The sequence below is a fragment of the Streptomyces sp. NPDC002138 genome, assembly GCF_040296485.1.
Taxonomy (GTDB): Bacteria; Actinomycetota; Actinomycetes; order Streptomycetales; family Streptomycetaceae; genus Streptomyces.
Genome location: NZ_JBEOXE010000015.1, coordinates 52214 through 64726 on the forward strand (window position 1 = coordinate 52214; position 12513 = coordinate 64726).

The 12513-nt window shown below is 74.7% G+C and carries 12 protein-coding genes; 4 read left to right on the forward strand and 8 right to left on the reverse strand.

The genetic code is table 11. The features are described from left to right. Nucleotides 1-55 precede the first annotated feature (55 nt). The 3 genes from ABT084_RS12720 to ABT084_RS12730 form a co-directional block, all read right to left on the reverse strand. Complete coding sequence (locus tag ABT084_RS12720; protein WP_351041717.1) at nucleotides 56-1699, reverse strand: DNA repair helicase XPB; 1644 nt, start codon at nucleotides 1697-1699, stop codon at nucleotides 56-58. Between the two features lie 144 nt (nucleotides 1700-1843). Next, complete coding sequence (locus ABT084_RS12725) at nucleotides 1844-2473, reverse strand: DUF4291 domain-containing protein (RefSeq protein ID WP_351041880.1); 630 nt, start codon at nucleotides 2471-2473, stop codon at nucleotides 1844-1846. 81 nt (nucleotides 2474-2554) lie between these two features. Then, a complete protein-coding gene (locus tag ABT084_RS12730) occupies nucleotides 2555-5002 on the reverse strand; it encodes a helicase-associated domain-containing protein (protein WP_351041720.1) in 2448 nt (815 codons plus the stop codon). Between the two features lie 130 nt (nucleotides 5003-5132). On the opposite strand from ABT084_RS12730, the gene ABT084_RS12735 reads away from it, so the two are divergent. Further along, nucleotides 5133-6215 carry a hypothetical protein gene (locus tag ABT084_RS12735; protein WP_351041723.1) on the forward strand — a complete coding sequence of 361 codons (1083 nt, stop codon included), beginning with the start codon at nucleotides 5133-5135 and terminating at the stop codon, nucleotides 6213-6215. A 101-nt stretch (nucleotides 6216-6316) separates the two neighbouring features. After that, complete coding sequence (locus tag ABT084_RS12740; RefSeq protein WP_351041726.1) at nucleotides 6317-7021, forward strand: HAD family hydrolase; 705 nt, start codon at nucleotides 6317-6319, stop codon at nucleotides 7019-7021. 35 nt (nucleotides 7022-7056) lie between these two features. Here ABT084_RS12740 and ABT084_RS12745 read toward each other — a convergent pair whose 3' ends face one another. Beyond that, the gene (locus ABT084_RS12745; protein WP_351041729.1) at nucleotides 7057-7359 is read right to left on the reverse strand and encodes a hypothetical protein; all 303 of its coding nucleotides are present in this window, start codon (nucleotides 7357-7359) and stop codon (nucleotides 7057-7059) included. A 145-nt stretch (nucleotides 7360-7504) separates the two neighbouring features. On the opposite strand from ABT084_RS12745, the gene ABT084_RS12750 reads away from it, so the two are divergent. Continuing rightward, nucleotides 7505-7888: a cold-shock protein gene (locus ABT084_RS12750; protein ID WP_351041732.1), complete on the forward strand. Its 384-nt coding sequence runs from the start codon at nucleotides 7505-7507 to the stop codon at nucleotides 7886-7888. A 153-nt stretch (nucleotides 7889-8041) separates the two neighbouring features. Here ABT084_RS12750 and ABT084_RS12755 read toward each other — a convergent pair whose 3' ends face one another. The 3 genes from ABT084_RS12755 to ABT084_RS12765 form a co-directional block, all read right to left on the reverse strand. Beyond that, a complete protein-coding gene (locus tag ABT084_RS12755) occupies nucleotides 8042-8902 on the reverse strand; it encodes a 1,4-dihydroxy-6-naphtoate synthase (RefSeq protein ID WP_351041882.1) in 861 nt (286 codons plus the stop codon). 70 nt (nucleotides 8903-8972) lie between these two features. Further along, on the reverse strand, nucleotides 8973-9737 hold the full coding sequence (locus ABT084_RS12760; RefSeq protein WP_351041733.1) for a futalosine hydrolase: 765 nt from the start codon (nucleotides 9735-9737) through the stop codon (nucleotides 8973-8975). A gap of 8 nt (nucleotides 9738-9745) precedes the next feature. Continuing rightward, nucleotides 9746-10261, reverse strand: coding sequence for a DUF2771 domain-containing protein (locus ABT084_RS12765; RefSeq protein ID WP_351041735.1), 516 nt, complete (start codon nucleotides 10259-10261; stop codon nucleotides 9746-9748). Between the two features lie 174 nt (nucleotides 10262-10435). On the opposite strand from ABT084_RS12765, the gene ABT084_RS12770 reads away from it, so the two are divergent. Next, nucleotides 10436-10774 (forward strand): DoxX family protein, encoded by a 339-nt coding sequence (locus ABT084_RS12770; protein ID WP_351041737.1) that lies wholly within the window; start codon nucleotides 10436-10438, stop codon nucleotides 10772-10774. 59 nt (nucleotides 10775-10833) lie between these two features. Here the strand turns inward: ABT084_RS12770 and ABT084_RS12775 are convergent, their stop codons facing one another. Further along, nucleotides 10834-12198 (reverse strand): MFS transporter, encoded by a 1365-nt coding sequence (locus ABT084_RS12775; RefSeq protein ID WP_351041739.1) that lies wholly within the window; start codon nucleotides 12196-12198, stop codon nucleotides 10834-10836. Nucleotides 12199-12513: the final 315 nt, after the last annotated feature.

The window sequence follows — 12513 nt, forward strand, 5'->3', positions numbered from 1 at the left end:
GCCCCGGCGGCCCCGGCGGCCCCGGCGGACCTGGCGGCCCCGGCTTCCGGACCGGCTAGTCGCTGGCCAGCAGCTCGTCGGCGTCCATGATCCGGTAGGCGTAGCCCTGTTCGGCCAGGAACCGCTGGCGGTGGGCGGCGTAGTCCTGGTCGATCGTGTCGCGGGCCACCACCGAGTAGAAGCGGGCCTCGTGGCCGTCCGCCTTCGGGCGCAGCACGCGGCCGAGGCGCTGTGCCTCCTCCTGGCGGGAGCCGAAGGTGCCCGACACCTGAATGGCGACCGTCGCCTCCGGGAGGTCGATCGAGAAGTTCGCGACCTTCGAGACGACCAGCACGCTGATCTCGCCCTCGCGGAAGGCGTTGAACAGCTTCTCCCGCTGCGCGTTCGAGGTCTCGCCCTTGATGACGGGCGCGTCCAGGTGCTCGCCCAGCTCGTCGAGCTGGTCGATGTACTGACCGATGACCAGCGTCTGCTCCCCCTGGTGCTTGCGCACCAGCGCCTCGGTGACCTTCCGCTTCGTCGCGGTCGTCGCACAGAAGCGGTACTTCTCCTCCGTCTCGGCGGTCGCGTAGGCGAGCCGCTCGGTCTCGGTGAGATTGACCCGCACCTCGACGCAGTCGGCCGGGGCGATGTAGCCCTGCGCCTCGATCTCCTTCCACGGCGCGTCGAACCGCTTGGGGCCGATCAGCGAGAAGACGTCGGACTCGCGGCCGTCCTCGCGGACCAGCGTCGCCGTCAGACCGAGCCGCCGGCGTGCCTGCAGGTCCGCCGTGAACTTGAAGACGGGCGCGGGCAGCAGGTGCACCTCGTCGTAGACGATCAGGCCCCAGTCCCGGGAGTCGAACAGCTCCAGGTGCGGATAGATGCCCTTCCGCTTCGTCGTCAGGACCTGGTACGTCGCGATCGTGACCGGGCGGATCTCCTTGCGGGTGCCCGAGTATTCGCCGATCTCCTCCTCGGTGAGCGAGGTCCGCTTGATCAGCTCGTGCTTCCACTGACGGGCCGAGACGGTGTTCGTGACCAGGATCAGCGTGGTCGCCTTGGCCTGCGCCATGGCCCCGGCGCCCACCAGCGTCTTGCCCGCGCCACAGGGCAGCACGACCACGCCCGAGCCCCCGTGCCAGAAGCCCTCGACTGCCTGCTGCTGGTAGGGGCGCAGCGCCCAGCCGTCCTCGGCCAGCTCGATCGGGTGCGCCTCACCGTCGACGTACCCGGCGAGGTCCTCGGCCGGCCAGCCCAGCTTGAGCAGGGTCTGCTTGATCTGCCCGCGCTCGGAGGGGTGCACGGCGACGGTGTCGGCGTCGAGCCGCGCCCCGACCAGCGGAGCGATCTTCTTGGACCGCAGGATCTCCTCCAGCACCGGCCGGTCCGTGCTGGTCAGGACCAGCCCGTGCACGGGGTGCTTGGTGAGGGTGAGGCGCCCGTAGCGGGCCATGGTCTCGGCGACGTCGACGAGCAGCGCGTGCGGCACCGGGTACCGGGAGAATTCGACGAGCGCGTCCACGACCTGCTCGGCGTCGTGCCCGGCCGCCCGGGCGTTCCACAGGCCGAGCGGGGTGATCCGGTAGGTGTGGATGTGCTCGGGCGCCCGCTCCAGCTCGGCGAAGGGCGCGATGGCCCGCCGCGCGGCGGCGGACAGTTCGTGGTCGACCTCGAGCAGGAGGGTCTTGTCACTCTGGACGATCAGAGGCCCGTTCAAGAGCGTCCCTTTCCGGCGGTGTGGCAGCCCGGGCGCGGACGGCCAAACCTCCAGTCTGCCGTATCCCCCGCCTGGTGTGGGGGTTCGGCGGGATCGGGCTCGCCCGGACACGTCGGCGGCGGGTGCGCGGATCCGGCGAGCCGGTCAGGCGCCCAGGTGGGCCAGAGGGCCCGCCGGATAGACGGTCTCGACGGGGAGCAGGGCGCGCGCCGCGTCGTCGTCCCCGGCCCGGACGAGGGCGTGGATCTCGCGGGCCAGTGGGGTGACGTCGCGGATGGAGACCGTCCACTCGTCGGCGTAGGCGCGCGACGTGGGCCCGGACAGGCCCAGTTGGAGCGAGCGGTGCGGCAGGGGGTTCAGGTGGAGGTCCCGCTCCGGGTCCCACTGGACGCGGGCCGGGGCGGAGCGCAGCGCGTGCCGCCAGGCGGTGTGGTCGGGGTGGATGCCGGACTTGTAGTGGGACAGGCAGGCGCGGCGCAGGGCGTGGTCGAAGCCGGCCCGGGTGATCTCCACGGCGAGCACCGTCTCCTGGCCCTCTTTGGTGCCCCAGCCGCAGCGGTACATCATCCACAGGAAGGACGGCTTGATCCAGGTCATCCGGTCCCGCTTCCAGTCGGGCGGGAAGCGGCCGTCGCGGGCGGCCGGGAGGCCCAGTCGCGGAGAGTAGGCCTGGTACACGGTGATCGTGCCGGCGGTGTGGGCGGCGCGGATCCGGCGGGTCGGTTCCGGGGCGGTCGGTTCCGGGGCGGTCGGTTCTGCGGAGGTCGGAGCCATCTGGGACATGGGGTCAGGATCGCGGTCCGTCAGGCCGTCCGGCCAGCGGTTTTCGCCCCCCGCCCGGTCGCCCGGGACGGTTCACAGCTGGTCGTCGGCCAGTTCGGCCACGCCCGTGACCCGGTGCAGGGCGTAGGTGCGGACCTCGTCCGCGGTGTGGTCGTAGCCGGTGACGAAGCCGCCCTCGACCCGGACCGGTGCGATCACGCGCTGGCTGGCCGCGCCGTCCGCGTTCACGTACCCGATCCACACCGCCGTGCCGGTCAGCGCCGCCGCCTGCACCGTCGCCAGCGTCTCCGCGGCGCTGGTGCGCGGCAGTTCGCCGGGCACGGCGGACGCGGTGGCGGAGGGCGCGGGCTCCTTGCGGACCGCCGTCGCCGCCAGGTCGCCCGCGCGGATCGCCCGTACCGCCGCGCTCAGCAGGGTCCGGTCCGGCACCGGCGGCCCGTCCGGGACGGGTACGGGCGCGGCGCGCCGGGGTGTGCGGTGGGCGTCGGCCCGGGCCACCAGCACGTCACCGGTGCGGGATTCGGCGGCCGGGGCGTAGCCCATCGCCCGCAGCCCGTCGAGCAGCGCGCCCGGTTCGGCCTGCGCGGCCAGGACGGTCGGCGCGAGGCGGCGCAGCCCGAGGCCGGCCGAGCGCTTGTCGGCGAGGAGTTCGCCGAGCACCGCGTCGTCGTCGCAGCGGACGTAGGAGGAGGCCGCGCCCACCCGCAGGTGCCCGTGTCGCCGCGCCACGTCGTCGATCAGGTAGGTCAGCGGCTGCGGTACCGGCGTGCGGCTGTGCTCGGCCAGGAAGGCGTGCAGGTCGGAGGCGGTCCGCCCGGCGTCCAGGGCCCGGCGCACGGACCCGGGCGTGAACCGGTACACCGTCGCCCCGCCCTTGGATTCCACGTCGGCGAGCACGGCCAGTACGTCCCCGAGCGGGCGGCGCAGCGGGCCCGGCGCGACGGCCGTCAGGTCGGCCTGGAGCAGGACGTGGTCCACCGGCTCCGGCAGCAGCGGAGCCAGCAGCGGCGCCGGATCCTCGTGCGCGAGCAGCGCGCGGCCGGGGGCGGAGAGTGCCCCGCGCCCGGTCACCCCGAGCAGCTCCGCCTCCGTCAGCGTCCAGTGCGCGAGGCGGGCCCGCAGCTCGCTGGTCCCGCGCACCGGGCGCTCCCAGGCGAGCCGCGCGAGCAGCGCGTCCGGGTCGGCGGAGCCGCCCTCGGGCAGCGCGGCGAGGAGTTCCAGGACCCGGCGGCGCACCTCGGGGGCGGCGCTGCGGTCCAGGTCGGGGCCGAGGACGGACAGCGTGCGGCCCTTGGCGTCCTGCTCCCCGGCCAGCGCGGCCGTGCGGGTCGCCGGGAGCCAGGCGGCGGCCAGCGCCGACCACCGCTCGGCGGGCGGGAGTTCGACCCAGGAGTCGAAGGCGGGCGTCGGCGCGTACCGCTCGTCGGCCTCGCCGTCGCTCGCCAGCAGACCGGCGGCGTAGGCGAGTTCGATCCAGAAGGCGGTGAGGGACTCGGTGGTGTCCAGAGCGGCGGCGGTCCGCTTGAGGTCCCGGACGGCGAGGCCGCCCGCGCGCAGCACGGCGGGCCCGGTGTGCTCCCAGTACTTGACGAGCTCCTCGACCGTGGACAGCGCGGCGAGCGCCTGCCCGGCCGCGTTCGCGTCCACAAGCTGTGGACGGTGCTCGCGCGCGGCGGGCACCGGCGGGGCCACGGGTTCCACCGTGCGGTGGGCCAGCCCGCCCCGCAGGTGCAGGGCGACCTCCCGGGGGAGCACGACCGTACGCGTCGAGGCGGGCAGCAGCAGCCCGCGGTCGCGCAGCCAGCGCACGGGCGGGGTGGGCTGCGCGGTCACCTCCCCGTACGGCGGCCCCCACACGAGGCGGCCCAGCACCTGATGGGCTTCGGCGGGCGCCTCGTCGAGCAGCGCCGACATCCGCTCCCCGTCGGTGAACAGCGAGGTCAGCGCGGATACCGCGGACACCGGGTCGTGGGTGGCCGGCAGCCCGGCGGCCAGCACGATCTCCTGGACCCGGCCCGGGGACATGCCCGCGGTGGCCTCGGCGACGGTCGGGCCGAGCCCGGTGGGGGAGGGCCGGGACGCGGAAGGGGCGAGCAACTCGCGTGCGGTGCGCACCAGTCGCAGCGAATCCTCGCCGCCCCACACGAGGGCCTGGTCGCGCAGGGTGCGCAGGGCGCCGGGCAGCGCGGCCCGCACCGCATCGGCGGCCGGGGCGCGGTCGTCCTCGCCCGCCGGGGCGGTGCCGGTCAGCAGCGACTCCAGTACCTCGTACGGGCACGGATCCGGGGCCACCGCCAGTGCCTCGGCGCTCTGCAGCGAGAACCGGTCCAGGTGCTCGAGGGCGCGCACCACCGACGCGCGGGTCCCGGCCCGGGTCGCCAGCTGGGTGACGTCCCCCGGGACCGGGCTCAACAGGTCCGGCCGGGCGCGCAGCAGAGCGGCGAGCGCGGCGTCGTCACGGGCGCGCAGCGCCTCTGCCAGGGAACGCGGAGCGCTCCCTGCGGTGCTTGCCTCGGGCACGGTCGCCTCCTGGTCGCGTCGGCCGGTCGTCGGCCGGTCCCCATCCGGTCCACGTTATCCGCTGCGTACGCGGCCGCTCCACGGGCGCACGCGCTACCTTTCGACGAGGCGGTACGGGAGGAGCCGGGGCGTGGGGATCGAGAGCGACCATCTGGTCTACGAATATCTGAGCCGGGTCGGCGACTTGGCCCAGCGTCGCCACCTGCCGTCGGGCGAGCGGATGCGGCTGGTGTCGGGGCTGCGGGACGAGATCGACCGGCGCCGCGCCAAGTACGACCCGGACACCCCGGCCGCCGTGCGGCGCATCCTCGACCGGATCGGCAGCCCCGAGGAGATCCTGGACGCGCTGGCGGAGGGGTCGGGGAGCGGGGAGTCCCGCCCGGCGCGGGCGGCGGCTCCGGAGGCGGGGGCCGGCGTACCCGTGCAGCGGGGGCCGGGGCGGTTGCTGGGGCGCAAGTCCGTACCGGCGCCCCGCCCCGCGTCGTCGTCCTCGCCCGCCGCGCCCGCCGCGCCCGCCGCCGGGCCTACGGCGGCCTCGCCCGGTGCCGCGTCGCCGCACCTGGCCGGGCTGGACGAACTCGGGCCGGACGGGGGCGGGTCCGCCGAGCCGGACTGGTGGCGGGTCGCGCCGGGGCCGTACGGGGCCGGGCCGCAGGTCGAGGGGTTCGCGGGCGGCATCGAGATGCCGGACCTGCCCGACCTGTTCAAGGTCCCGGCGGAGGAGGACGAGGCGGCCGAGGCCGCCGCCAAGGATGCGGGCGCGGGGGGCGGGTCGCGTTCGCGGGCGGTGGTGCGGGCGCTGCGGGAGCGGCGGCGCCTCAAGAAGGAGGCGGCGGCCGCGGCCGCGCCCGTGGCGCCCGAGGCGGCGGCGGTCGTGCGGGCCAAGCCGCATGCCTTCCTGCTCATCGCCGCGCTGCTGCTGACGGTGGGTGTGGTCAGTGGGTACTGGGTGCTGCTCGGGCTGGGCTGGCTGCTGGCCTATGCCTCGCGGGTGCTCGGGCCGGCCGAGAAGAAGTGGGTGGTGTTCGGGCTGCCGGGGGTGGTGTTCGCGGGGGCCGTGGTGTGGGTGTGGGGTCGCCTGAACCATCGTTGGGGTGACCCCCTCGCCGATGCGCAGCTCGGCGAGGCGTTCCAGGGCATGTGGCCCTGGCTGGTCCGCGGCGCCGCCGTAGCCTCGGCCCTGTACCTGGCCTGGCGCTCCCGCCGCCGATAACCCGCCCCGGGGGCTGACATCTCACCCGATTTCATGATCCGGTAAGGCAAGCCTAAGTGTACGTTCCCCCACGTTTGCCCGACCTCGGCACAATGGAGGGCATGACCTCCCCCGCCACAGCCCCCGCCACAGCCCCGGCCACAGCCCCCGCCCCGCACGCCTTCACGGTCGGCTTCGACCTCGACATGACGCTCATCGACTCCCGCCCCGGCATCAAGGCCACGTACGAGGCCCTGTCCGCGGAGACGGGGACGTGGATCGACGCCGCGGAGGCGGTCACCCGGCTCGGGCCGCCGCTGGACGAGGAGCTGGCGAACTGGTTCCCCGAGGACCGGATCGCGCAGATGGCCGACCGGTACCGGGAGATCTACCCCGCGTACGCCATCGAGCCGACCCCGGCGATGCGCGGAGCGCGCGAGGCGGTCGAGGCGGTGCGCGCGCTCGGCGGCCGGGCCATCGTGGTCACGGCGAAGCACGAGCCCAACGCCCGGCTGCACCTGGCGCACCTGGGCATCGAGCCCGACGCGGTGATCGGCTGGCTGTGGGCGGAGGCGAAGGCGGTCGCGCTGCGCGAGTACGGGGCGCAGGTCTACGTCGGGGACCACGTGGGCGACGTACGCGGGGCGCGCACGGCGGGCGCGCTGTCGGTGGCGGTGCCGACCGGACCGTGCCCCGAGCCGGAGCTGCGCGCGGCCGGCGCGGACGTGATCCTGGCGGACCTTACCGCGCTGCCGGCCTGGCTGGCGGAGTACGTCCGTACGCGCCCGGAGGCGGCGGAGACGGCCGCGGTGGTTCAGGAAGTCTGAGCCGAAGCCGCCTGGGCGGACGTCTACGCGGACGTCTACGCGGACGTCGGGGCGGACGTCCGCGCGGCGGCCGCCGCCTGCGCGAGGCGCGCGGCGCGGCGCTGGGCGGCGGCCGAGCGGAGCACACCGGCGGCCGCGATCGCGAAGCCGACGCCCATGAGCATGCAGACGGCCCACGCCCACGAAGGGAACGGCCGGGTGTGCAGGAACAGCGGGGCCATCGTCGCGAGGGTCGCCATGGCGCCCAGGATGAACACGATGCCGCCGGCCTTGACCAATGCGTCGCCGGGCCGCGCTTCGTCGGGCCGCGCTTTTTCGTGATGGGGAGTGGGAGTCACCTCACCAGGGTAGTTCCCTGGCCGAAGGGGCACTGCAGGAAGGACCGGGGGACGCCTTGTCAGCCCGACCCCGCCCATTAGCCTTGAGGGTGGCAGGTCACAGATGACCCGCCACACCCGACGAGCACAAGGACAGAGGACGGACGTGCCTACCGGCAAGGTCAAGTGGTTCAACAGCGAGAAGGGCTTCGGCTTTCTCTCCCGCGACGACGGCGGCGACGTCTTCGTCCACTCGTCGGTCCTGCCCGACGGGCTCGACGCGCTCAAGCCCGGCCAGCGCGTGGAGTTCGGCGTGGTCGCGGGCCAGCGGGGAGACCAGGCCCTCTCCGTGACGGTGCTCGATCCGGCGCCGTCGGTCGCGGCCGCGCAGCGCCGCAAGCCCGACGAACTGGCCTCGATCGTCCAGGACCTGACGACCCTGCTCGAGAACGTCACGCAGCAGCTGGAGCGCGGCCGTTACCCCGAGAAGGGGCACGGCACGAAGATCGCGGGCATGCTGCGCGCGGTGGCCGACCAGCTCGACGTCTGACGTCCGGCGCCTGACGTCCGGCGCCTGGCGTCCGGCATCTGACGCCCGGCGTCCGGCGTTCGACCGCTCTGACCGAACGGCCGTGCCCCGGCCCCCGCTCCTCGCGGGGACCGGGGCACGGCCGCGTCCGGGAACGGCGTGGCCGGCCCGGCCTCAGGGAAAGTCGAGCGCCCCGGGCGCGATCGCCGGGACCAGCCCTTCCGCCGCCGCCCGGGTCAGCAGCCCGCGCACCGCCGCGTACCCGGCCTCGCCCAGGTCCGCCGTGAACTCGTTGACGTACAGCCCGATGTGCTGGTCGGCGACCGCCGGATCCAGCTCCTGCGCGTGCGCCCGCACGTACGGACGGGACGCCTCCGGGTCGTCCCACGCCATCCGCACCGACGTACGGGCCGCCTCGGCCAGCGCCCGCAGCGCCTCGGCGCCCAGCGAGCGCCGGGCGATGATCGCGCCCAGCGGGATCGGCAGCCCGGTCGTGGACTCCCAGTGCTCGCCCATGTCGGCCAGGCAGTGCAGCCCGTAGTCCCGGTAGGTGAACCGCGCCTCGTGGATCACCAGTCCGGCGTCCACCCGGCCCTCGCGCACCGCGGGCATGATCTCGTGGAACGGCAGCACCACGACCTCGCCCACCGGGCCGGGCAGCACGTCGGCCGCCCACAGCCGGAAGAGCAGGTAGGCGGTGGAGCGCTCGCTCGGCACGGCCACGGTCTTGCCGGTCAGGTCCACGCCCGGCTCGCGGGTCAGGACCAGCGGCCCGCAGCCGCGGCCCAGCGCCCCGCCGCAGGGCAGCAGGGCGTACTCGTCGAGCACCCAGGGCAGCACGGCGTACGACACCTTGAGCACGTCCAGCCCGGCCAGGCCGTCCCGGTCCGCGGGGGCGTCCGGGCCGCGCTCGGCGATGCCGTTGGTGATGTCGATGTCGGCGAAGGTCACGTCCAGCGCGGGCGCGCCCGGCACCCGGCCGTGCGCCCACGCGTCGAAGACGAAGGTGTCGTTGGGGCAGGGTGAGTAGGCGATCCTCAGCGGCCCCTCGTGCGAGAGCCCGTCGGTCGCGGGCCCGTCCTGGGACGGCGCGTCCTTGAGCGGTTCATCGCTGCGCATGCTGACGTTCTCCCCAGTTCGCGAGTACGGGCCCCAGCGCGCGGAAGCCCCCGGTGAGCGCATCGAGCGCCTCCCCGATCCGCCACGCGGCGCGGTCGCGCGGGCCCACGGCGTTGGACACGGCGCGGATCTCCAGTACCGGCAGCCCGTGCGCGGCGGCGGCCTCGGCGACCCCGAAGCCCTCCATCGCCTCGGCCCCCGCGAGCGGGTGCCGGGCGGCGAGCCGCGCGGCGCCCTCGGCGGTGCCGGTGACGGTGGACACGGTGAGCACCGGTGCGAGCAGGGCGCCCGTCACCTCGGCGGCCAGCGCGGCCAGTTCGGCGGGCGGCAGGTGCACCGTGTGGCCGAAGCCGAGCTCGCGGACGTCCAGGAAGCCGTCGGGGGTCTCGGCCCCCAGGTCGGCGGCGACGAGGGCGTCCGCGACGACGAGCGAGCCGACCGCGGCGGCGGGCTGGAAGCCGCCGCCGATCCCGGCGCTGACGACGAGGCCGTAGGGGCGGGGGCCGTCCGGGCCGGGCGCGCCCGCGAGGGAGGTCGCGAGCGCGGTGGCGGTGGCCGCCGCGGCGGCGGCCGGGCCGACCCCGCCGACGAGGACGTCGAGGGCGAGGCCGGGCAGGTCCCGCCGGGTGATGAGGTACCCGCCGGGAAGCGTGCGCGGCTCAGGTGACCCGGAGGGGTCCGGATGAGGGGTGAGACCAGCGAGGACGGAGTCGGCCTCCGCCGCCACCGCGGTCACGATGAGCGCGCGCACGCGAACGGCTACTTCTTGAGCTTGAGGTTGAAGGTCCAGACGGAGGTGGGCTTGCCGTCCTTGCTCAGCTCGATGATGTGGATCGCCTGGGCGTCGACCGGGGCGGCGGGAGCACCCTGGCCACCGGCGGAGAACGGGTTCAGGCCGGGGAAGCTCTGGTAGGTGTTCGACGTGAGGTCACCGAGGCGCTGGCTGCCGACGGCGGCCAGCCACTTCTTGCCGCCCTCCACGACGTCGGGCTCGACGCCCAGACGCAGGGTGTCCCCGGCGGTGTAGTCGATGGACTGGACGTTCTTCACGCCCTTGGAATCGTCGAGGCACTCCTGGACGCGCGCGTCCGACAGCTCCTTCTCCGAGTCCCTGAGCTTGCAGGAGGCCTGGGCGGACACCGACGAGCTGCCGACCGTCACGGTCGCCAGCGGCGTCGGCTTGTCGCAGGCGGAGAGGACGAGGAGGCCGGCGGAAACGGCTCCGAGGGCCGCGACACTGCGGCGGGCCCTACCCGAGAAAAGCGGTGCGGTCATGAGCCGAAGGCTATCGGGCCACCGCGCCCGCGCCCCGCACCGGGTCCCCTGGCGGGCCGCCCGCGCGCCCGCCGGGGAAAGAAAGTTCCGCCGGGGTGTCACATCCGGGTGCCGCGGCGGGTCAGTGGAGTGAAGAGCACGCCCCAGCAGCCCGCACCTTCCGAGGAGCCTCCGATGTCCACCGCACACCTCGTCGTCACCCTGGTCGCCGCCCTGATGGTCGGCTTCTCCGCCTTCTCCCTGCTCACCCGTACGGCCTGGGTCGTCGAGCCGCTGATCGCCTACGAGGTCCCCGAGGCCTGGTGGCCGTGGCTCGGCGCCGCCAAGGCCGCGGGCGCCGTCGGGATCCTGGCCGGGCTGTTCGTGCCGCTCGTGGGCACCCTGGCCGCCATCGGCCTCGTCCTCTACTTCAGCGGCGCCGTCGTGACCGTCCTGCGCGCCCGCTCCTACGCCCACGTGCCCTTCCCGCTCCTCTACGCCGCCCCCGTCGTCGCGGCGATGCTGGTCGCCTGAGGCGTACGTACGACGGCAGGGCCGGCTAGGTGCATTGCCCAGTGAGGTTGGGGACGCGGCTAGGCCACCCGGGGCCGGGAGGAGGCGCCCGGGTGGTGGCGGGGGGAGGCCAGCAGGCCGCGTACGGCCATCACCGTGCCCAGCGCGACGATGACCGCGGCCACCGCCATCCCCAGCGTCCCGTGCAGCGGGAGCGCGATCCCGATCGCCCCGCCCAGCACCCAGGCCACCTGCAGCAGCGTCTCCGAGCGCGCGAAGGCCGACGTACGCACCGCCTCCGGCACGTCCCGCTGGATCATCGCGTCCAGCGACAGCTTGGCCAGCGCCTGGCAGAAGCCCGCCGTCGCGCCCAGCACCGCCATCAGCACCCCGGAGAAGAAGACCGCCGCCACCACCGCGACGCCCAGCGTGACGCACAGCACCACGGCGATGATCGTCTCCGGCGCGCGGGCCCGCAGCCACGCGCCGACCGCCGTCCCGCACGCGTTGCCCACCCCCGCCGAGACGCCCACGATCCCCAGCGAGACAGCCGCGGTCTGCCCGGCGAGCGGGTGCTCGCGCAGCAGGAACGCCAAGAAGAAGATCAGGAACCCGGACAGCCCGCGCATGGCGGCATTCGCCAGCAGCCCGCACAGCACCGACTTGCTGACCGTCCGCAGCCCGGGCTTGCGCGAGTGCGCCTCGTGGGTGGAGAGGCGGGCCCGCCGCTCGCCCTTCGCGTCGTCCACCTTGTGGGGCATCCGGAGCGCGGCGAAGGTACCGGCGACGAAGATCGCGCAGGCCCCGTACAGCGGCCACCCGGGCCCGATCGCGTGCAGGGCCGCACCCACCGGCGCTGCGGCCCCGGTGGCCAGCAGACCGGCCAGCGTCACCCGGGAGTTCGCCTTGACGAGTGAGAACTTGGGCGGGAGCAGCCGGGGCACGACCGCGCTGCGCACCACCCCGTACGCCTTGGACGCGACCAGCACCCCCAGCGCCGCCGGATACAGCTCCAGCCCGCCCGTCGCCACCGCGCCCGACATCATCACGGCGAGCAGCGCCCGGGTCAGCATCGCCGCGGCCATCGCGGCCCGGCGGCCGTGCGGCAACCGGTCCAGCAGCGGGCCGATGACGGGGGCCAGGAGGGTGAAGGGGGCCATCGTGATGGCGAGGTAGAGCGCGACCCGGCCGCGGGCCTCGTCGGTGGGGACGGAGAAGAAGACCGTCGAGGCGAGCGCCACTGTGATCATCACGTCACCGGCGCCGTTGATCGCGTGCAGCTCGATCAGCTTGCCGAGGCCCGACTCACCGGCTCCGTGGGCGTGCGTGGCCCGCCGGATCCCACGAGCCGTACCCGTGATCGGCAGGTGCAGGGCACGCCCGAATGCCCGGCCGGCCCTCCGGACCGGTCCCGAGCCGTCATCGGACGACCGTACGGGTGCCATCTCGCCATAGTGCCCCACGAGGCCCCCGGGAACCCCTCCCGGCACGCTCTCGGCGCGAACCGGGGGGAGCCGGGCGTCCGCGAATCGGACTTGCATGTGGGCCCAGGCCCCAAGAAGAGGTAGCGTGCGTAGCGCGCCACCGGCGGTTGCTCTTGGCCGCGCGCCTCTTCGCGATCCCGCAGAATGGATCGCGCTAGGTGCGCCCGAGGCCGATCGGGTGCGGACGTCGACGCGGCCCTCTGGTCCGCTCCGCCCGCGCCACGTACGGACAGCACCGACGGGTCGTTGTGGACGACAGTACGGACGGCGCACACG